12 protein-coding genes and 1 pseudogene are annotated in these 20,400 nt (G+C 66.6%); 3 read left to right on the top strand and 10 right to left on the bottom strand.

Annotated elements, in window-relative coordinates; translation table 11 throughout:
* Positions 1 to 9: 9 nt before the first annotated feature.
* On the bottom strand, positions 10 to 1,461 hold the full coding sequence (locus AB3X98_RS03175; protein WP_368602820.1) for an aldehyde dehydrogenase: 1,452 nt from the start codon (positions 1,459 to 1,461) through the stop codon (positions 10 to 12).
* 49 nt (positions 1,462 to 1,510) lie between these two features.
* Positions 1,511 to 3,163 carry a benzoylformate decarboxylase gene (gene mdlC / locus AB3X98_RS03170; RefSeq protein WP_368602821.1) on the bottom strand — a complete coding sequence of 551 codons (1,653 nt, stop codon included), beginning with the start codon at positions 3,161 to 3,163 and terminating at the stop codon, positions 1,511 to 1,513.
* Positions 3,164 to 3,270: 107 nt separating this feature from the next.
* Here mdlC and AB3X98_RS03165 point away from each other — a divergent pair.
* Positions 3,271 to 4,136 (top strand): annotated as a pseudogene (locus AB3X98_RS03165) (LysR family transcriptional regulator).
* A 9-nt stretch (positions 4,137 to 4,145) separates the two neighbouring features.
* On the opposite strand, the gene AB3X98_RS03160 reads toward AB3X98_RS03165, so the two are convergent.
* The 4 genes from AB3X98_RS03160 to AB3X98_RS03145 are packed head-to-tail and all read right to left on the bottom strand — an operon-like array spanning position 4,146 to position 10,158.
* On the bottom strand, positions 4,146 to 6,131 hold the full coding sequence (locus AB3X98_RS03160; protein ID WP_368610212.1) for a heavy metal translocating P-type ATPase: 1,986 nt from the start codon (positions 6,129 to 6,131) through the stop codon (positions 4,146 to 4,148).
* Positions 6,128 to 7,162, bottom strand: coding sequence for a protease modulator HflK (gene hflK, locus AB3X98_RS03155; protein ID WP_069262995.1), 1,035 nt, complete (start codon positions 7,160 to 7,162; stop codon positions 6,128 to 6,130). The genes AB3X98_RS03160 and hflK overlap by 4 nt, the downstream gene beginning before the upstream one ends.
* Positions 7,159 to 8,235, bottom strand: a complete 1,077-nt coding sequence (gene hflC / locus AB3X98_RS03150) for a protease modulator HflC (protein ID WP_368606545.1) — start codon at positions 8,233 to 8,235, stop codon at positions 7,159 to 7,161. Before hflC ends, hflK begins: the two co-directional genes overlap by 4 nt.
* Positions 8,236 to 8,271: 36 nt before the next feature.
* Positions 8,272 to 10,158: an SPFH domain-containing protein gene (locus AB3X98_RS03145; protein WP_368606546.1), complete on the bottom strand. Its 1,887-nt coding sequence runs from the start codon at positions 10,156 to 10,158 to the stop codon at positions 8,272 to 8,274.
* A gap of 265 nt (positions 10,159 to 10,423) precedes the next feature.
* Between AB3X98_RS03145 and AB3X98_RS03140 the strand changes: the two genes are divergently transcribed.
* Together AB3X98_RS03140 and AB3X98_RS03135 are read left to right on the top strand one after the other, a co-directional pair.
* Complete coding sequence (locus tag AB3X98_RS03140; protein ID WP_342949362.1) at positions 10,424 to 11,827, top strand: diguanylate cyclase; 1,404 nt, start codon at positions 10,424 to 10,426, stop codon at positions 11,825 to 11,827.
* A gap of 219 nt (positions 11,828 to 12,046) precedes the next feature.
* Positions 12,047 to 13,444 (top strand): MFS transporter, encoded by a 1,398-nt coding sequence (locus AB3X98_RS03135; protein WP_368606547.1) that lies wholly within the window; start codon positions 12,047 to 12,049, stop codon positions 13,442 to 13,444.
* Positions 13,445 to 13,456: 12 nt separating this feature from the next.
* Here AB3X98_RS03135 and AB3X98_RS03130 read toward each other — a convergent pair whose 3' ends face one another.
* The 4 genes from AB3X98_RS03130 to AB3X98_RS03115 form a co-directional block, all read right to left on the bottom strand.
* Positions 13,457 to 14,254 carry a sulfite exporter TauE/SafE family protein gene (locus tag AB3X98_RS03130; protein WP_368606548.1) on the bottom strand — a complete coding sequence of 266 codons (798 nt, stop codon included), beginning with the start codon at positions 14,252 to 14,254 and terminating at the stop codon, positions 13,457 to 13,459.
* 132 nt (positions 14,255 to 14,386) lie between these two features.
* Positions 14,387 to 14,899, bottom strand: coding sequence for an H-NS histone family protein (locus AB3X98_RS03125; RefSeq protein WP_368606549.1), 513 nt, complete (start codon positions 14,897 to 14,899; stop codon positions 14,387 to 14,389).
* Positions 14,900 to 15,131: 232 nt separating this feature from the next.
* A complete protein-coding gene (locus AB3X98_RS03120; RefSeq protein ID WP_368606550.1) occupies positions 15,132 to 18,602 on the bottom strand; it encodes an AAA family ATPase in 3,471 nt (1,156 codons plus the stop codon).
* Positions 18,603 to 18,605: 3 nt separating this feature from the next.
* Positions 18,606 to 19,856: an exonuclease SbcCD subunit D gene (locus AB3X98_RS03115; RefSeq protein WP_368606551.1), complete on the bottom strand. Its 1,251-nt coding sequence runs from the start codon at positions 19,854 to 19,856 to the stop codon at positions 18,606 to 18,608.
* Positions 19,857 to 20,400 lie beyond the last annotated feature (544 nt).

Below are 20,400 nucleotides of genomic sequence, written 5' to 3'. Positions count from 1 at the left end.
GGCGCGCCCTTAGAACGGATAGTGGCGCGGCGCGGTCTGCATCGTGATCCAGCGCAGTTCGGTGAATTCGGCAATGCCCGCCTTGCCGCCGAAGCGCCCAAAGCCGCTCTCCTTCACGCCGCCGAACGGCATCTGCGCTTCGTCGTGCACGGTCGGCCCGTTGATGTGGCAGATGCCCGACTCGATGCGCTGCGCGACGCCCCACGCGCGCGCCGTATCGCGGCTGAATACCGCCGACGAAAGCCCGTACGCGTTGTCGTTCGCGCAGGCAATCGCGGCGTCCTCGCCACGCACACGCACGATGCCTTTTACGGGACCGAACGATTCGTCGTGATAGACGCGCATCCCGGGCGTGACATGGTCGAGCAGCGTGGCGGGCATCAGCGTGGTTTCGGCCTTGCCGCCGCATACGAGCGTCGCGCCTTTGGCGAGCGCGTCGTCGATCAGCGCGTTGCAGCGCTCCACGGTGCTCATGTCCACCACCGATCCGAGCACGACCGGGCCCTTGCGCGGATCGCCGAGCGGCAGCGCGCGGGCGCGCTCGCCCAGACGCGCGACGAAAGCGTCGGCAATGCTTTCATCGACGATGATGCGCTCCGTCGACATGCAGATCTGCCCGGAATTGGCGAACGCGCCAAACGTGGCCGCGTGCGCCGCCGCTTCGATATCGGCATCGTCGAGCACGACGAGCGGCGCCTTGCCGCCCAACTCGAGCACCGAAGGCTTCAGATAGCGCGCACAGGTTTCGGCGATGATGCGGCCCACGCGCGTGGAGCCCGTGAAGTTCACGCGGCGCACTTTCGGGTGCGCGATCATGGCTTCGACCACGCGCGCCGCGTCGGCGGGCGCGTTCGTCACGAAGTTGACGGTGCCGCGCGGCAGGCCCGCCTCCTGCATCGCCGCAATGATGAGACCGTGCGTGGCCGGGCAAATCTCCGAGCCCTTGAGCACGACGGTATTGCCGCACGCGAGCGGCAACGCGATAGCGCGCACCGCGAGGATCACGGGGGCATTCCAGGGCGCGAGGCCGAGCACGACGCCCGCCGGCTGGCGCACGCCCATGGCGAGGCTGCCGGGCACGTCGGAGGGAATCAGCTCGCCGCCGATCTGCGTGGTGAGCGCGGCGGCCTCGATCAGGCCGGCTGCCGCGAGATGCACATTGAAGCCCGCCCAGATACCCGATGCACCGGTTTCCGCGGCCATCGCGGCGGCGAACGCTTCGGCTTTGGCTTCGAGCGCGTGCGCGGCCTTCGTGAGCAGCACGCGGCGTTCGCTCGGGCCCATGGCCGACCATACCGGGAAGGCGGCCGCCGCCGCATCGACCGCCGCGACTGCGTCTTCCACCGTGCCCGCGGGCGCGCGGCTCGCCACCGTGCCGTCGAGCGGATTGCGGCGCTCGAACGTCGCCCCGTTGCGTGCCTGCACCGCTTCGCCGTCGATCAGCATCGTTACGGTTTGCATGTCCTTTTTCCTCGCTTTACGTGAATTCGACAGGTTGCGCACGCACCGTTCAGGCGACGAGCAGCTCGACCAGCTTCGGGCCCTGCCCGGCCAGCGCGCGGCCAAGCGTATCGCGCAACGGCCCCGCCTCGCTCACACGCACGCCGGGGCAGCCCATGCCCGCGGCCAGCGTGACGAAATCGAGCCCCGGCAGGTCGGTGCCCTGCACCGGGTCGGTCGGCGCGAAGCCGAACACCGGCGCGAAGTCCTGTAGCGCTGCGTAGCGCGTGTTGTTCAGGATGACGAAGGTAATTGGCAGCTCGAGCTGCACCGCGCTCCAGATCGCCTGGATCGAGTACATGCTGGAGCCGTCGCCAATCAGCGCGATCACGCGTTCGCCCGGCTTCGCGAGCGCCACGCCCACGGCGGCGGGCATGCCGTAGCCCAGGCCGCCGCTGTCCATCGTGAGGAAGGTGCCGGGGCGCTCGTAGGGCAGATACGCCTGCATCACCGGGCGCGAGCTGGGCGCTTCCTCGACGACGGTCGTGCCCGCGTCGCGCACTTCGGCGAGCGTTTGCAGCGCGTAGGCGACCGACATGCGCTCGCCCGGCACAGCCGGCGGCATGGCGCGCGGCGGCACGGCGCGCCGCGCGGGCATCGCACGCTCGACGGCCGGCGCGGGCCGCTCCAGCAGATCCAGCACGCCCAGCCTCACATTGCCCACGGCGGCCATGCCCTCGGGCGTCCACGCGGCGGTGTTCGGATCGTCGATCAACTGGTACAGCGCGGCGCCCGGCGGCACGTGCGGCCCGTGGCCCTCCACGTGATAGGTGAAAGCCGGCGCGCCGATCGCGAACACGAGATCGTGCCCGCCGAGCAACTCGACGATGCGCTCGCGCATGGCCGGCAGAAAGCCCGCGAACAGCGGATGCTTTTCCGGAAAGCTGCAACGGCCCGTCATGGGGGCGACGAACACGCGCGCACGATGGCGCTCCGCGAGCCGGACCACGTCGTCGGCCGCGCCCGCGCGATCCACCGCGCCGCCCACCACGAAGACGGGGCGCGCACACGCGTCTAGCGCCACGCCGATGTTCGCCAGCATCGCGGGCTCGGGGCGCGTGGTGTGCGCGAGCGCGCGCTCGGGCACGCGTTCGGCCGGCTGGTCCCAGTCGTCCACGGGAATCGACACGAACACCGGGCCGCGCGGCTCCTGCATGGCGATCGCATAAGCGCGTGCAATGGCGAGCGGCACGTCCTGCGCGCGCGCCGGCTCGATGCTCCACTTCACATAGGGCTTGGGCAGCTCGGTGGCCTGGGTGGCCGCGAGAAACGGATCGAACGGCAGGATCGAACGCGCCTGCTGGCCCGCCGTGACGACGAGCGGCGTGCGGTTGCGAAACGCCGTGAAAAGGTTGCCCATGGCGTTGCCCACGCCCGCCGCCGAGTGCAGGTTCACGAGCGCCGCATTGCCGGTGGCCTGCGCATAGCCGTCGGCCATGCCGACCACGACCGCTTCCTGGAGGCCGAGCACGTAGCGGAAGTCGGCGGGGAAGTCGCGGAACATGGGCAGCTCGGTCGAGCCGGGGTTGGCGAAGACCGAGGTCATGCCCACGCGGCGGGCGAAGTCGATGACCGCGTCGCGCACGGTATAGGCACGGCCGGGGCCGCCGGGTGCCGTGGTGTCCCGCTTCTGCTGGTTCTGCTGAGGCGCGCTGCCAGTCATCCAAGGCCTCCTGTCGAAAAAAGCGCGTCGTTCAATGGAGGATCATTATCGCGACGCTACGGGTAACCGGAAATTGCGGATTTCGCCAAAAGCCATTACCTTTAGGCATGACTTACAACCTCCAGCAACTCCAGGCGTTCGCGACCATCGTCTCGGCGGGCAGTCTCGGGCGCGCGGCGGAAACGCTGCACGTGACCCAGCCCGCGCTCTCGCGCGCGATCCGCCGCCTCGAAGAGCAAGTGGGCGCGCCGCTGTTCGAGCGGCATTCGCGCGGCATGCACCTCACCGCGAAGCGGAGCAGGCGCGCGAGGAAATCGACGCCATGCGCGGCCTCGCGCGCGGCACGATCCGCGTGGGGGCGGTGGGCAGCATTGCGAGCCTCGTGCTGCCGCTCGCCGTGAGCGGCGTGCTGCGGCGCTGGCCCGGGCTGCGCGTCGAGATTCTCGAAGGCGTGTGGGACCGGCTCGCCGATGCGCTCGTCAAACGCGAGATCGATCTCGCGCTCAGCATGGCCGTGCCCGATACCGACGAAATCGCAGCGATCGGCGATTGCCGCTGGGAGGATTCCAGCTATGTGGTGGCGGCGCACGATCATCCGTTGCGCGCGAAACCCGACGTCGCGCTCGCGGACACCCTGAACGAGCAATGGGCGATTCCGCCGCGCGGCACGGCGCCGTTCGAGCACATGGAGCAGGTCTTCGCGGCGCACGGGCTGGGCCTGCCGAACGTGGTCGTGCAGACGCGCTCGATCACGGCGCTCAAGAGCCTCGTGGCCCGCTCGGGGTTCCTGAGCTGGATGGCATCGACGATGTACCTCACGGAAAGCAAGGCGGGTGTGTTCGATACGCTCGACATGCCGGGAGTCGAGGGCCGGCGCACGCTCACCGCGTTTCGCCGGCGCCACGGCATTCTGCCGAGCCCGGCGGTGAAGCTGCTGGAGCAGTTGCGCACGTTGACGGCGGTGCCGCACTAACGGCGTTCGTCATTCGTCGCGCAGGAGGCGCCCCGCGTTCGCGATCACGACGAACGTGCCCACGTTGTGCAGCACCGCGCTCGCCACGGCGCTCAACACGCCTAGCGCCGCGAGCGTGATGACGGCCACCGTCCACGCCAGCCCGATCGCCGCATTCGCCGTCGCGATGCGCCGGCAACGCCGCCCGAGGCGCACGCTGTCCGGCACGCGGCGCAGGTCGTCGGCGAGCAGCACGATATCGGCGGCGGCCACGGCGATATCGATGCCGCGCTCTCCCATCGCCACGCTGGTCGCGCCGGCCTTGATCGCGAGCACGTCGTTCAGGCCGTCGCCGACCACCATCGGGCGGCGCCCCGCGCCGATCTCGCCCAGCACATAGTCGAGCTTGTCGTGCGGCAGCGCATGCGCCACCACGGTGTCGATGCCCACTTCGGCGGCCACGCGGCGCGCCACGCGCTCGCGGTCGCCCGTGAGCAACGTCGCACGCTCGATGCCGAGCGCACGCATTCCGTCCAACGCTTCGCGCGCTTCCCGGCGCACCGTGTCGGCGAAACCGAACCATGCGAGCAGGCGGCCGTTCAGCGCGAGGCCTGCGCACGGGCCGTCCAGCTGCGCGGGCGCGGGCGGCAGCGCGCTCACGTATTGTTCGAGCAGATCATGGCGGCCCAGCACCGCGTCACCTTCCGGCATCGTCGCGAGCACGCCGAGTCCGCGCATCTCGCGCGCGTGCGGGGGCGGCTCGGTTGGCGGCGTTCCCGGCGCGCCGTAGCGCAACAGCGCGCGACACACCGGATGCGCGCTGACCTGAGCGAGCTGGGCGGCCAGCGCCAGTGTGGTGGCTTCGTCCGCACCCGGCTGCAACATCACCGTCGTCACGCGCAATTCGCCGTGCGTGAGCGTGCCCGTCTTGTCGATCACGAGCGTATCGATTTCGGCCAGCGCGTCGATAAAGGCCGCATTCCTGAACAAGATGCCGCGCCGCGCACCCGCCGCGATGCCGGCGATCGCGGTGGAAGGCGCTGCCAGCACGAGCGCGCATGGGCACGCGGCGACGATCACCGCCAGCATGGACGAGGCATTCGCGCTCACGAACCACACTATCGCCGCGATCAGCAGCACGAGCGCGAGGTAGGCGTCCATGTAGCGTTCGAGCGCCTGCGTGATAGGCGGCTTCGCGGCTTCGGCACGCTGCATCAACTCGACGACCTTGCCCAGCGTCGAGGCCTTGCCGACGTGCGTGATCTCCACGCGCAGCGGGCCGTCCAGATTCATCGCGCCGCCGAAGACGCGCGCGCCCTCGCCCGCGTCCTGCGGCAACGATTCGCCCGTGATCGGCCCGTTGTCGATGGCCGAGCGGCCGTGCCGCACGATGCCGTCCGCGGGCACGCGCGAGCCGGGCAGCACGTCGACGACGTCGCCGGGACGAAGCGCGTCATAGGGCACAGTCTCGATCGCGCCCGCGGCGCTCACACGCCGGACGTCGCCGGCAGTAAGGCGGCCCAGCGCGCGGATCGCTTCCTGCGAGCCGAGCACGCTGCGCTCTTCGAGCGCGTGGCCGAAGGTCATCACGATCGGCAGAAGCGCGGCCGTCGTCATGTCGCCCACGGCCCACGCGCCGAGCATGGCGAGCGCGATGAGGCGGTCGGTCACGCCGTGCAGACTCGGCGTCCTGAGGCTGCGCCACGCGCCCGCGAACACGGGCGGCGCGACCACGAGCGAGGCGACCGCCGCCAGCACTTGCGCGAGCGTGGCGCTGCCGGGCGCCAGATGCGGCCACGCGAGCGAGAGCAGCAGCAATGCACCCGCGAACAGCGCGAGCGACGTGTGGCGAGTGATGGCGCGGCGCTCGGCGTCCGACATGACGAGCGTGGCGACGGATGGACCTGCGGGAGCTTCGTGACCCTCGCGTGCGTGGCCGTGGGCGTGCGCGGATCCGGTTTCCTGTGCGGCGCCGGGTGCGCGCTGACTCGTCGGCGTGTCGTATGGCGTGGTCATGGCGCGCGCCCCGGCAGCACGAGGCTCGATGCGTCGTTGGGGTCGAGCGTCGTCACGCGCGCGGCATGCGCGAGCACCGCCTGCACGCGGTCGCGATACGCACGCGCAAGCAGCCCCGGGTCATGGTTCGCGCCGAGCGCCGCTTCGAGTTGCGCGATCGTCGAGGTTTCCGACTGCGCCGTCGCCACGCGCTCCGCGGCGCTCGCTTGCGCGTCTTGCACGATGCGGTCGGCGCTCTGCTGCGCGTGCTGCCGCGTTTTTTCCGCGAGCGTGCGCGCCTGCGCGACATCGCGCTCGGCGTTTTGCAGCGAAGTCAGCACGGCATTGAACGCATCGACCGCCGAGGCTGGAAACGACGCTTGCAGATCCATGCGCGAGACCTCGATGCCGAGCCCCGCACGCGCGGCAGTCAGCGCGTCGAGCTGGCGCTGGACCGCGCGTGCGAGATCGCCGCGCAATTGCTCGCGGCGCGCGGCCATCTGCTGATCGGCGGCCACCATCTCCGGGCGCGCGACGAGGATCGAATCGAGGTCGCGTTGCGCGGCGGTTTGCGCGAGCGCGGCCGAGACGATGCGCTCGAGCGCGGCGTCGAGATGCTCGAGCTGCAACGCATACGCGTAAGGGTCGCTCACGCGGTAGAACAGCGTCGCGCTCACCTGCACGACGCCGTTGTCGCCCGTGAGCACGTAGCCGGACCCCGCGAGCGCGTCGCTTGCATCGCTCAGTTGCGCGGGCGCACCCGGATCGCGTGTAAGCGAGACGATGCGCTTCTCGAGCACGCGCTCGCTGCCCGGCACGAGCAGCACCGTTTCGAACGGCCGCGGTAACGCGACGAGCAGTCCCGCGCCCTGGCTGCGCACGTAGGCGCCAAAGCGCATCACGACGGCGCTGCTGTCGGCGGGAATGCGGCGCACGTTCGACGTGGCCCACGCGAGCGCGGCCAGCACGGCCAGCGCCGCCACGAACCAGAACGACAGACGCACCGCCTGTGCGCCGGGCCCGAGCGCCGGGAAGTTGTCGCTCGTGCTCATGGCGTGTGCCCGCGCGCGCGCGAAGTGGTTGCGGGCGCAACGACCTGCCCAGACGGCGCCGTGGCCGCTCCGAGCCCGGGCGGCCCCTGCACTAGTGCGCGGAACGGCGCGGCATCGGTGCGCAGGATCAGGTTCGTGTTGCTGTTGACGACCGTGCCGAGCGTGTCGAGCGAGCGCAGCATCGTATAGAGCTGCGGATCGGCGGCGTAGCTCTTGCCGTAGATCGCCGCCGCATCCTTGCGCGATTGCGCCTCGATATCGGCGGCTTTCACGTTGGCGTCGGCGATCAGCACGCGTGCGTCGCGATCGGCGTCCGAGCGGATCTGCGCCGCTTCGCGCAGGCCTTCGGCGGTGCGCTGCGCGGCCACGGTCTCGCGTTCGGCGCGCATGCGATCGACCGTTGCCGCCAGCGTCACGGCGGGCAGCGTGAGACGCTCGAGCCCCACCTGCACGACGTGCACGCCATAGGCCGCGTACACCTGCGCATCGACCTGGCGGCGCAGCGCCTCTTCGAATGCGCCGATGCGGACCTGCGACGGATCGGTGTTCACGAGCGAGGCAAGATCGAAGCCGGCAGACGTCGTCTGCAAGGCCGACCCGACGAGCGAGCGAATCTGGCGCGCGGCTTCGTCGGGTTCGTTGCGCACGGCACGCACGAAGCGGCCAATGTCGTTCGCATTGGCGGGCACGCGCCAGGCCACATAGGCCTGCACGATGATGCGCAAGCCATCGCGCGTGCCGACGTCCTGCAAACCGCTCGACGTCGTGTGCAGCCGCAGGTCCACCGGCACCGCGGCCTCGATGGGCGCAGGCAGGCGCCACGCGAGACCGGGCCGCAGCAGCACGCGCACGGGGTCGCCAAAGCGCGTGACCACGGTGGCCTCGCCCTCGCGCACCTGCACGACGCTCGCCACGATGAGCGCGACGATCACGCAGAACAGTGCGAACGCCACGCGCAACGCAAAACGCCGGGGATTCACGGGCGCGAGGCCGCCTGCGCCACCCGAGCTGCCTGCGCCGTGGTCATGATGATGATGAGAATGCGCATCGCCGTGCGTATGCAAAAGGCTCACTGTCGAATCACCTTACTCTGTCCATGGGGTAACGGGTCACCACGCCTTCTTCATGCCAGCCGCCGTGGCCGGGCTCAACGTGCGCAGATCGATCGTCGCGCGGCTGCCGCTCGCGAGCCGGTCGTCGATCACGGTCACGCTCGCGTTTTTCAGCCCTTTTTGCAGGCTGTGCAGGTAATACTCGAAGCCGAATGCCGGCCCGCCGAGCTGCTGCGCGATCACATCGGCGTCGAAGGCGATCTGCTGGGCGCGCGCGGCGGCAAGCGTGTCAGCGGCGTTCGCGCTACCCAGCGCGACGGTCTCGATCGCCTGCTGCTGCGCTTGTCCGAGTGCCGTCGCCGCAAAGCCGTGCGCCTGCACCACACTGGCCTGCGCGCGAATTTGCGCGGCCTGCACGCCGTGATACGCGGCGGCCGCGCCCGCAGGCGGATGCACGCTCTCGATCACCACGGCCACGACCTCGATGCCGCTCGCGAGCCGGTCCAATTCGCGCTGCACGGCGCCGCGCAGCGCGCCGGCCATGGCCGTTTGCGGCGTGTCGAGCAGCGACGGCAGCGTGCGCGACGCGAGGTAACGCACGACCTCGCGGTTCGCGATCGAGCGCACCGTGTCGTCCATAGCGACAGCGCGATACAGCGAGGCGCGCGCCGCCGCGTCCGTAAGCCCGACGCGATAATCGAGCCGCACGTCCGCGCTCACGATCTGGAACGCCTGCTGGGCGCCGCTCGTCCCCGCGATCACCTGAGTCGTCTCCCAGGGATGCGTCACATCCCACAGGCGATTCAATTGCGCGGGTGTGTCGCCATCGGCGGAAACGGCAGGCGCGGCGCGGCTGCTGTCGTTCGCGCTGCCCGAGACGATCAGTTGATGGACCGCGCCGTTGTCGATCACGCGCGCGCGGCCGAAGGGCCAGGGCAGGCCCACATGCAGGCCCGGCTGCCACACGGCGACAGGTGCGCCGAAGCGCTCGTACACAGCGCGCTGATCGGGGCCGAGGATCGTCACGCCGCCGAGTAGCCAGCCCGCCACCACCATGGCCGCGAGCGCGCCTGGCAGGAGGCGAACGAAACTCTGGAGCGCCCAGTTCTGCCGCAGATCGATGCCATAACGCATACGCAACTGGGCATTCAGTGCGGCGACCGGACGTGCCTGCACGCTCAGCACGCCCGCGATAGTGCTATGCAGGAAGCGGTCATCGCCGGGCTTTGCCAGCGCAGCGAGCAGCGCACGCAGGCCGAGTTCGACGGCAATCACACCGGAAAGCAGGGCGACGATACGCACTAGCCATGTAAGCGCCTCGCCCGCATAAGCCAGCGCCGCAACTGAAGCCGCCATACTCAACGCAGCGACGAGCACCAGACGCAACGGCCCCGCGAGCGCGGCGGATTCGCGTGACTGCGCGGCGCGCTGCGCATGAAAACGCTCGGCCACGAGCGCAGCAAAAGCGATGACGAGCGCAGCGGCTCCCGCTACGAGAAAAGGCGCGGATTCACGTTGCGAAACCGTTGGCGCATGGGCGGGGAACGTCCACGCAGAGATGGCGAACGCAAGCGAAACGAGCGCGCCGAGCGGCGCGATCCACCCTTGCCACGGCAGCGACCGCAGCAGGCCGCGCATGTCGGCGGCCTCCGAATTGCGCTGGAACGCGAGGCGCAAGAGGCGCAGCGAAGTCTTCGAGACCGGTTCGCCGGCTGGCGCGCGCGCCGCCGAGAGCCGTGTGCCGAAGGCGACGATGAAGAGATTGAGGCACGCGCTCGACATCACGGCACATAGGCGTGCATCGAACGGCACAGCGAAAACGAAAGCCAGCGCGCCGAACACGCAAGCCAACCCCAACGCGGACCAGCCAAGCCTCGTCTGGCCCGCACGACCGCCGAGCCAACCATAGCCTTCGCGGTGGTCGCGCGATACGCGATGCATCATCAGCAATCCTTACATGCAAATTACATTAGCCACGCCCGCGCGTGACGACCACCGATCGCGCGATGCTGAAATTCGCGCGCCCAATGTAGCGCGCTCATAACCGAAACTCAATATAACTGGGCTCGCGCATCCGTGCCCCACTATTTAGCCGATTCGGAGCACAATACCTTCAGTCAATTTAGTCTGCTTTCCGGACGCGAGCGGCCCTCACGCTGTCACGCCACGATCACATGCTCGAGCTGCGCATCAACCCAAAAGTCATCATATGGACGGCTTGCTGATCGGTCCGGCAACACGCAGGCAGGCGCTCTTCGCCAGCATATGCGCGTTTGCGATCCTCCTCACGCTCGCGCTCGCGGCGCCGCGTGCACGCGACGCGTTGCCCGGCATCGCCCCGTTCATGCCGATGTGCGCGCTCGCCGTGTTCACCACGTCGAGCATCGCGGCGTTCCTGCTGGGCGCGCGTTTCGCGGCTACGCGCGTGGCCATGCTCGCGGCGCTGGGCGGCGCCTACGCGTTCACGGCCATTGCCGTTGCGCTGCAGCTGTTGATGTTTCCTGGCGTGTTCGCGCGCACGGGGCTGCTCGGCGCGCTCCCGAATAGCGCCGCATGGATGTGGGTGTTCTGGCACGCAGGCTTTCCCGCGCTCGTCATCGTCGCCGAACTGGTGAGAAAGCGCCTGCCCGCCCCGCCGTTCGCCCGCGAACGTCTCGACGCACGCGGCTGGCTGCTGATCGCGGGCCCGGCGGCGCTCGCCGCCCTGCTCGGCGTGCTCGTCACGCACGTCGATCTCGCATCGCCGTTTCACGACGTTGCGAACGCTGCGCCTGCTCCCTCGCCGGTGTCGGCCATCGCGAACAATCTCGCGGGTCTCGTGATCTGCGCGCTCAACCTGATCGCCATCGCGCTCGTGCTGCTCAAGGGACGGCTGCGCCTCGTGCTCGATTTGTGGATCGTGGTGGCGCTGCTCGCCTCGCTCGTCGACGCCGCGCTCAATACGCTCAGCATCGAGCGCTTCACGGTGGGCTGGTATGTCGCGCGCGTGTTCAGCATGTTCGCGCCAGGCGTGCTCGTGTGCGTGCTGGTGTGGGAAGTGACGGCGCTCTATCGTCAGCTCGCCGAAGAACACGCCACGCTGATCCGCGCCTCGGCACGCGATGCGCTCACGCGCGTCTACAACCGCAGCTATTTCGACGAGCAGTTCCGCGAGGCCTTCGAGCGCGCCGCGCGCAGCGGCCAGCCGCTGTCGCTCGTGATGCTCGATGTCGATCACTTCAAGCACTACAACGACGCCTTCGGCCATCTGCACGGCGACGCCTGTCTCGGCGCCGTAGCGAGCGCGCTCGCCGCCACGCTTGCGAGCACGCGGCACGCGCCCGGCGGCTTTGTCGCGCGCTATGGCGGCGAAGAATTCGCGCTCGTCCTGCCCGATACCGGCGCAAATGAAGCCGCGGCGCTCGCCGAACGCGCACGTGCCGCCGTCGAGCAACTCGGCATTCCCTCCCCCTCCGCAGGCGGCCTCGTCACGGTGAGCGCGGGCTGCGCCACGCGCGACGCGATCGTTGCGTCGTCCCCTAATGCGCTGATCGAAGCCGCCGACGCCGCCTTGTATGCGGCCAAACACGCCGGCCGCAACCGCGTGAGCCACACAGGCGCGAGCATCGCGTAAAGCGCGGCCGACTCATTGCCTCCCTCGTTGGCATAAGCGGCATTGTCATAAGCGCAACGCATTTGGGTTTCAACCAGGTGCTTCCACGTCGCGGCACCCATAAAGTGCGTGCTATGGCCTGTTTCAGCATTTGCATACGTCGCGCGCAAGCCATGCAGACACATCGATGCAGGCGCATGTTGTTCCCCACACGCTTTCAAAATGTAATGAGGAATCGGGATGTCCATTGAAAAATCGGCGGAAATTGCCGCCCGCTTCGACCGGCTGCCGCCGTCGCGCACAGTCTGGTCGATGGTGATTCTGCTGTCGCTCGGCGGCGTATTCGAGTTTTACGACCTCTTCTTCACGGGCTATGTCGCGCCCGGCATGGTGCATTCGGGTCTTTTCACGCCGGAATCGCTCGGCTTCTTTTCCGCGCTCGGGCCGCTCAAGGTGGCCGGCTTCGGCACCTTCGTGTTCTCGACCTTCGCCGGGCTGTGGGTCGGCGCGCTCGCGTTCGGCCAGGTCGCCGACCGGTTCGGGCGGCGCATGATCTTCACGTGGTCGCTGATCTGGTACATCGCCTGCACGGCGATCATGGCGTTTCAGACGAGCGGCCAGGCGCTCAATATCTGGCGCTTCATTGCCGGCATCGGCATTGGCATCGAGCTCGTGACCATCGACACGTACATTTCCGAACTGATCCCGAGCGGCGAGCGCGGCCGCGCCTATGCGGTCAACCAGTTCATCACCTTCAGCGTGGTGCCCGTCGTCGCGTTTCTCGCCTATATCCTCAAGGACACGCATCCTATCGGCCTCGACTACTGGCGCGTGGTGATCCTGATCGGTTCGGTGGGCGCGGTGGTGGTGTGGTTCCTGCGCCGGAGTATTCCCGAAAGTCCGCGCTGGCTCGCGCGCAATGGCCGTGAGGACGAAGCGGAACGCATCGTTGCCGGCATCGAGCGGCGCGTCACGGCAGAAACGGGCACGGCGTTGCCGCCGCTCGGGGCGATCTCGCTTGAAAAGGCCGGGCGCGGCTCGCTTGGAGAAGTGTTGCGCGCGCCGTATTTGCGGCGCACGGTGATTCTGTCGATTTTCAACATGGCGCAGGTGATCGGCTTTTACGGCTTCGCGGCATGGGTGCCGACGCTGCTCATCGCGCGTGGCGTCCACATCACGCAGAGTCTTGCGTACGCCTTCGTGATTGCCATCGCCAATCCGTTCGGGCCGCTGATTGGCGTGTGGTTCGCCGACAAGCTGGAGCGCAAGACGCAGATCGTCGGCGGCCTCCTGATGATGGCGGTGGTGATTACGCTATTCGCGCAAGCCACGCAGCCGTGGGTCCTGATCGTGCTGGGCGTGCTCTTCACGCTCGCTTCGAACGTGATGTCCTACGCCTATCACGGTTACCAGGCCGAGCTTTACCCCACGCGTATCCGCGCTCGCGCCGTCGGCTTCGTGTACTCGTGGAGCCGCATCGCCGCCGCATTCGCGGGGCTCGCCATCGGCATCCTGCTCCATCATTACGGTGTGCCTGGCGTCGCGGTGTTCATCGGCGCTTCGATGCTCGTGGGCATCGTGATGATTCTGCTAGGGCCGGTGACGCGCGGGCTCTCGCTCGAAGCGATCAGCCATTGAATCAGGCGATCGTCAAAACAGCACGTCCGATTTGACGATCATCTGTACGGCCGCGGCCAGCACGCACACGAGCACGACCACGCGAAACGCGAGCGGATGCATTCTGTCGCGCAACGGTCTGATGAGCAGCATGCCCGCGATGGCGGGCACGCTGGCCGCCGCCGAAATCGCGAGATCGACGAGATTGGCATGCGCGCCGTGGCTGAACGTCGTGATGAGCGTGATGACCGAAACGACGAGAATGATCGCAATCTGCTTCGTGAAGGCGCGGCCCGTGGCGCCCGACGCGATCAGATACATGGCGAGCAACGGCCCCGGCACGGCGGCAATGCTCTCCATGAGCGCCGCCCCGAAACCGAGCGCGAATCCCACCGGCCGCGCGAGTGCAGGCGCGAGCTTGAAACGCGGCGAGACGAGCAAAAGCAACGCCGCCACGATCAATGCCACGCCCGAGGCCGCCTGGGCGTGATGCGGCTCAAGTGCGATCAGTACCGACACCCCAATCACATTGCCGATCACGGTACCAATTAGCGGCGCCGCGATAGTGCGCACGGTAGGCAGCATTTCGCCCCCCTCCAGCGCCTGCGGAATATTGCCGAGAATGATCGGCATGGACAGCAGCAGCACCGCTTCCTTGACCGGCAAAAAATGCGTGACGATGGGCATGGCCACGAGCGGCACGCCTATGCCCGTCACGCCCTTCACCATGCCGCCCAGCACGAGCGCAACCGCAATGCCGAGCAATTGAAGTCCGTCGAGCGACTGCAGATGGGGCGCGAGAAGCCCCGAGGAAAACGAAAGACCGGACATCGATGACGATCAGGGCAGTAGGCGCGCGTCGTTTCGCGCCGCTCATGTGAAAGTGGCCGCGGGCGTCGAAACGCCGGCGCGGCCACCGGTTCGCAAGCGAATTTCGCTTATGCGCTTTTCTCAGCGACTTTATTAAGCAGCCGCTGCGGCTTGTGCCGGCTTTGCGGCGGCTCTACGGCCTGCGCTTTTACGCGCCGCCCGTTTTGCGGGTGCGGCTTTCCTTGCGGGCGCGGCCTTGGCGCGCTTCGCCGCGGTCTTTTTCACCGCCGCCGCACTGGCGCGCGGTTTGCGTGCGACTTTGGTGGCGGCCTTTGCCGCGCTGCCGTCGATCTGGAATTTCGAACGGTCTTTCGCGTCGCGAATCCACGCCGGCGCACGGCCGCGGCCGGTCCACGTGGCGCCCGTTTTCGGATCGGCATATTTGGCCGCAACGGTGCGCTTTGGGCCTGCGGCTTTGACGCCTTTGCCAGGTTTGCGGCCACGCTTCTTGCCGACGAAGCGTTCGATGTCGGCCACGCTCAGGCCATGTTTGGCCATCAGATCGCGAATTTTCGTGAGACCGACCGACGTTTGTTTTTCCACGATCGATTCGGCCTGCTTTTGCAGCTTTGCGATCTTCGATTGAATTGCATCCAGGGTGACCATTCACACCTCCTTATTCACGGTTTTTACGGACACCCTTCAACCATCACTGGCCGATCGAATTGCGATCTTGTCGGCATGGGCGTCGCGAAAGACAAGGTGATTATGAAGTCAAATCACGCATGCTGGCAATTTAAACGAATGTTTTGTAGTGAAAAACATGTTTCCTGATCAGACTATTGATCGTTCCGCAAACAATGTCTCCATGAATTTCCATTGAGAAACATTCGCACCGCTAGGCGACGAGAGGCGCGCGCTGCAATTCGACGACATTGACCTGCACGCCGAATATCTCGCGAATCATGGGCAAAAGGTGATCGTGGTGCGTGAGAAACAACACCTGGGTTTTCGCGGAGAGATTCCGTAATGCCGCGAAACCGGCCTTTGCGCGCTCGTCGTCGAAATTGATGAAGAGATCGTCGGCAACGAAAGGCAGCGCCGCCTTGCTCACCAGCTGCAATTCGAGAGCCGCGATACGCAGCGCGAGAAAAAGCTGGTCGCGCGTGCCTTCACTCATTCCACTCACTTCCACGGTTTTGCCGTTACTGCGCCGTGCATGCAATGCGGGCGGATTGCGTTCGTTATCCACCACGAGCCTCGCGAAATCACCGAGCGTGAGTCCGCTGAATATTTCACCTGCGCGACGCAGCATCGGCCCCTGCTTCTGGTCGCGATAACGATCCGTTGCCCATTTGAGCAAGCGGCTCGCGGTCGCGGCTTCGAGATATTGCTCGGCGGCTTCGCCCATGGCGCTCAGGGCTTCCTGGCGTTTTGCTTCGGCCAGCGCGGCATTGGCCTGGCCGTTGATGGCTTCGAACGCCTGCCTCGCGCTGACCTGCTGCTGCAGGCACTCGCTCAACGCACGGTCGCCGGCTTCGCGTTTCTGGTTCACCGTTGCCAGCAGCGCAGGCAGCTCGGTAATGGGCTGCTCCGCAATCTCTGCCGCGATGGCCTCCTGCGCAAGTCCATCGCCTTCGCGCACGAGCGTGTCCCGCGCCGCCGAGATCGCTTTCGACAGCGCACGGCGCGCGTCGGAACGCTCGGCGAGCGGCAATGCCGCATCGATTCCGTTCACGCCCGCGAGCTGCAGAATGGGCTCGATGCGCGCCTGTGCCCCCGCCACCGCCGCGGCGGCATCGGCCACGCGCGTGCGGGCAAGCTGCACTTCTGCATCGGCCTGGGCGAGGCATTTTGCCGTTTCGCGCGCGGCTGCCAGCCGCGCCGCGAGCTGACGCGCCACGTCGATGCCGTCACTCGACGCGGGCCATTCGGGCGCGAGCGCCTCGGCGAGGCGTCGCGCGTCGGTTTCCAGCATCGCCAGTTGCGTGCGGATCGCGCGAATGCGGTTACGGGGTGCTTCGGCGTCCGAAAAAGCGGCCGCAATGATATTGGCGAGTTCGACAGCGCCTTCCGCTGCTGCGAGCGTCGCCGCACGAGCGCCGAGATTCGCTTGCGCGAGTGCCTCTCGCCATTGCGTCTGCCACTTTGCGTAGGCTTCCTGTTCAATGGTCAAACGGGATTGCGCGGATTCACTCGCGCGTTCGGCGTCGCGAATCTGCGTTTCAAGACCTTCGCGCTGCACGGCGCTCTTCTGAGCCGATTGCACGACGGTTTCCGCGATGCCGATCAACGTAGTCAGTGCGTCGCCCTCGTTTGCCTGCGCCACCGGGCGCAACGTTTCGAGAAGCTCGGCATGCGCGGCGATGCGCGCCGCTCGACGCGCTTCAAGCTCACTCGCGCGGCGATCGCATTCGCTCTGTGCATTGAGCGCCGCTTCGCGATTCGCGAGCCAAGCGCCCATGTCCGCAATCGGCATGCCAGCCAGTTGCGCATCAATGGCAATTTGCGTCCAGGTATTGCGAAAGGCTTCGAGCTCGCGCTCGCGTTCGCTCAATGCCGCAAGCTTGCGCTGCGCATTCGCGCGCGCTGTTTCGACTTGCTGACGCAAGTTCTGCAATGTGGCCGCCGCCTGCGAGGTGCCGAGTTGCGCGTCGACGAGTTCGTCGGCGAGGCGCATCGCGTCGTCCACGACGGGTGCGCCATCCGCGAGGCTGACGCGCGCCTGCCTGACTTCGTTCCACGCGCTATCGCGGCGCGTGCGCGCCGCCTGCACTTGCGCAGTCGTGACAACCTTGTTGCCCTGCGTGAAATGCGTCTCCTGCAATTCGAAACGCTCGATCTCTTCTTGCGCGGCTGCGACTGCTTCTCGCGCTGCGGCCACTGCGCTCAGGCGATCGCTTTCTTCCTTTTGCAGTGCGGCCAGGCGCGTAGCCGATGGCAGGTCGAGCGCGCGCAGCGCTGGCACCGGCTTGTTCCATTGGCCCAGCGGCTGGCGCTTCTCTCGGACCGTGCGCTGAGCATCTGCGAGTTCGCGCTCGAGCGCGCTTTCCTTCGTCACACTGTTGCGCAATTCACGTGCATCGTCGAGCGCGGCGCGCAACGCGTGCGGCACTTCGATGCCCGGCAGGCGCACAAGCTGCTCCCGCAATTGTGCGAGCTTACGCGCTTGTTCATCGTGTCCCTCGCGCGCGGTCGTGAGCGCCTGCTCGCGAAGACCGTGATCGCGCAGCAGGTTCGTCACCGTCTTCAACGCGAGCGCGCCGGGCAGCGCCGCGCGCAATGCGGCTTCGTCACCCGGCCAGCCTAGCTGAGCCGCAGCGGCGAATGCGGCGTCGAGATGGTTGCGGATCTCGGTTTCACGCACCAGCAATTCACGCGGATGATTGACACATTCGCCGCGCAGCGTATCGAGCGCATCGATTTCGGCGGCGAGTGCAAGTGCCGCACGATCGGGCTCGATCGCATCGCGTGAGGCTTCTTTGCCTGCGAGATCGGCCTGGCGCGCTTCCTGCACTTTGCGCTCGGCGGCAATGTCGGCTTGCGCCTTCAGCAGATCGGCATGCGCAGTGGGCGGTAAATCGACGACCTCGCCCAATGCGGCCAACTCGCGCTGCTTGAGCGAAAGCTCTTCTATATAGGGAGCGAGGCGGCGCACGCGTTCGAGCTTCGAGCGCTGCGATTCGAGACCGCGCTGCTCGGCGCGCAACCGCTCGATAGCCTGTTCGACCGCTTCGAGCGCGTCTTTCTTCTCGACCCAATCGCGCGTACGCACCTGCGCGGCCTTCAGTTCGCTCGTTGCCTCGGCGAACGACGTTTCCGCCTGTGCATACGCACTGCCGCTGCGTCGCGGAGCCCAAAGTTCGGCCGCGCGATTCTCGAGCTCTTCGCGCACGGGCCCGAGGCTGCCCACACCCGCCGCCGATTCGAACAACACCTGGCCGAGCTTGTCCGATGCGTCGAGAATGCTGCGCCCGCCTTCAACGAGCCGCACATGATCGAGGCCGAACATCTGCTCGAAGAACTCCTTGCTCGTGCCGTCGAGAAATGCCGCGAGAAAATCGTCGGGTAGCTTGTCGTCCTGCGGAGTGCGCAGCGAATTGCGGCCGCGCGCGCGATGAAATCGTTGCTCGACCGCGCCGTTTTCCAGCACGCCGCCAATGCGCAATTCCGGTGTGTTGTGGAGAAAATCGAGCGGCGTTTGCAGGCGCATGCCGAACAACAACTCCGACACGGCGGTCCGCACTGTGGACTTGCCCGCTTCGTTCGGCCCGACGATGACGTGAAAATCGTGCGCCGCGTGCGGAAACGGCAGGGTCGTGTCGGTGAACTTGCCGTATTTGATCAAATCGAGTTGCTTGAGACGCACTGGTCATTCTCCCGTGGAAAGTCGCGCAAGCAGCGCGGGGCCGACCTGCTCCACCAGCGACGCGAGTTTGCCGTCGCGGGCGAGTTCGAGCAGCGGCGCGTCTTCTTTCACTTCGCTGCGCACCTTGCCGATAAAGGCGCGTAAATCACGTTCGAGCAGCGCGAGAAATTCGGCGTCTTGCGTGGCGGCTTCGAGTAGCAGTTTGAGGTCGGCGAGCGCTTCGATCTGCTCGTTCTGTGCGGCAGCCGTATCGGCCGCGCTCGTTTCGAGCTTGACCTTTTCGAGCCACAACTTGTCATTGCCGATGATGCCGATCTGATTGAGCACTTCGGCGCGCAATTGCGTCGCGCGCCCGAAAAAGAGTCCATGTGCCGGCGACTTGCCCGTCACCGTCACGCGGACTGCGCGGGTCACATGCGCGTCGAAGGAGAGGAGCGCTTCGAGCGCAGCGCCGATCTTGCGCGCCAGATCCGCGACGCTTTCGCAGTCGCTCGCGTCGACGCGCACCGACTCCCAGCGCAGCACGTCGAGGTAGAGACGCTCGACCTCCGTGCGACCGTCTTCGACGCTCACGAGCACGGCGCCCCGGCGCCCCGTTTCGCGGATGTGCCGGCCCTGCAGATTGCCGGGGAAGACGATGGTCGACTCTTCCGCCCACTGCTGAAATTCGTGGACGTGACCAAGCGCCCAGTAGTCGTAACCCTTTGCGTGCAATTCGGCACGCGTGCATGGCGCGTAGGTCGCATGCGCGGCATAGCCTTCGAGCGCGGTGTGGAGCACACCGATGTTGTAGTAGCCGGGAACCGGCGACGGGTAGCCCACCGCCAGATTTTCGATCACGGCCTTGTCCTTGAAGCTCTGTCCGTGCAGTGCAACCTTGATGTCGTGCAGCGCGTGGGTTTCAGACTTGCGATGACTGAACACCACCACGTTGTCCGGCAACGTGAGCTTCCTGGTCATTTCGCTTTCCGCGTCGTGATTGCCCCACAACGCGAAGACGCGAATGCCGGCCTTGCGCAGACGTCCCATCTGCTGGCCGAAGAAGATGCCGGTGTTGTGGTCCTTCCAGTCGCCGTCGTAGAGATCGCCGGCAATGACGACGAACGCGACCTCTTCTTCGATGGCCCGATCGACGAGCAGGCGCAAGGCTTCGCGCGTGGCGTTGCGCAATTGGGCGGCCGGCGCATCGGGATAGGCGCTCAGGCCATGTAGCGGGCTGTCGAGGTGTAGGTCTGCCGCGTGGATGAACTTCACGACGTGTCCTCTTTGGTGTTTGCGAGCGCTGAATGGAGAAAGGGCGATTGCTGTTTTATCGCGCGAGCGGCGCGTGATGCGCGCTGGCGATTTGAACATGGCTGTGGTCCCGGATCGAAACCCTGACTGAGCCTTCGGCAATGGGGCCCAATTTTAATCGACGCGGATGGGGGCGGCTTCAGGTAACGTGGTGGGGCGTGGGTGAAGCGCTGCTCGCGCGTCACGTCGGCTCGAATTTTCGAAAACTACAAAATACGTATTGAAATATACGATTGATGCCGACGCGCGGGGATTTAGCGACTTCGCGGCTATTCTCACTGTGTTTCGGGGTCGGACGTCCGTTATCGCCGTGAAACAAGTACTAGAATTTGGATGGTTTCAGGCGTGGAGCGCCCGTGGGATGGGCGTTTTGCCGATTTCTCAGTTTTGAGTGAATTGTTTCACGCTGGTTTTCTGAGGCGCGGGCGTCGTTTAACTTTCTGCGATGTGTCTGTGTCTGTTGTTGTCGTCGTTTAGGTCGCTGGGCGGTTGGCTGATTTCCCAC

The organism is Paraburkholderia sp. BR14312 (assembly GCF_040948675.1).
Classification (GTDB): domain Bacteria; phylum Pseudomonadota; class Gammaproteobacteria; order Burkholderiales; family Burkholderiaceae; genus Paraburkholderia; species Paraburkholderia nodosa_A.
The sequence above is the reverse complement of the archived record's forward strand: the minus strand, read 5'-3'. Positions and strand labels throughout refer to the sequence as shown.

Coding starts and splice junctions, on each gene's coding strand:
- AB3X98_RS03175 (WP_368602820.1), bottom strand. CDS start 1,461: ATGCAAACCGTAACGATGCTGATCGACGGCGAAGCGGTGCAGGCACGC.
- mdlC (WP_368602821.1), bottom strand. CDS start 3,163: ATGACTGGCAGCGCGCCTCAGCAGAACCAGCAGAAGCGGGACACCACG.
- AB3X98_RS03160 (WP_368610212.1), bottom strand. CDS start 6,131: ATGACCACGCCATACGACACGCCGACGAGTCAGCGCGCACCCGGCGCC.
- hflK (WP_069262995.1), bottom strand. CDS start 7,162: ATGAGCACGAGCGACAACTTCCCGGCGCTCGGGCCCGGCGCACAGGCG.
- AB3X98_RS03145 (WP_368606546.1), bottom strand. CDS start 10,158: ATGATGCATCGCGTATCGCGCGACCACCGCGAAGGCTATGGTTGGCTC.
- AB3X98_RS03140 (WP_342949362.1), top strand. CDS start 10,424: ATGGACGGCTTGCTGATCGGTCCGGCAACACGCAGGCAGGCGCTCTTC.
- AB3X98_RS03135 (WP_368606547.1), top strand. CDS start 12,047: ATGTCCATTGAAAAATCGGCGGAAATTGCCGCCCGCTTCGACCGGCTG.
- AB3X98_RS03130 (WP_368606548.1), bottom strand. CDS start 14,254: ATGTCCGGTCTTTCGTTTTCCTCGGGGCTTCTCGCGCCCCATCTGCAG.
- AB3X98_RS03125 (WP_368606549.1), bottom strand. CDS start 14,899: ATGGTCACCCTGGATGCAATTCAATCGAAGATCGCAAAGCTGCAAAAG.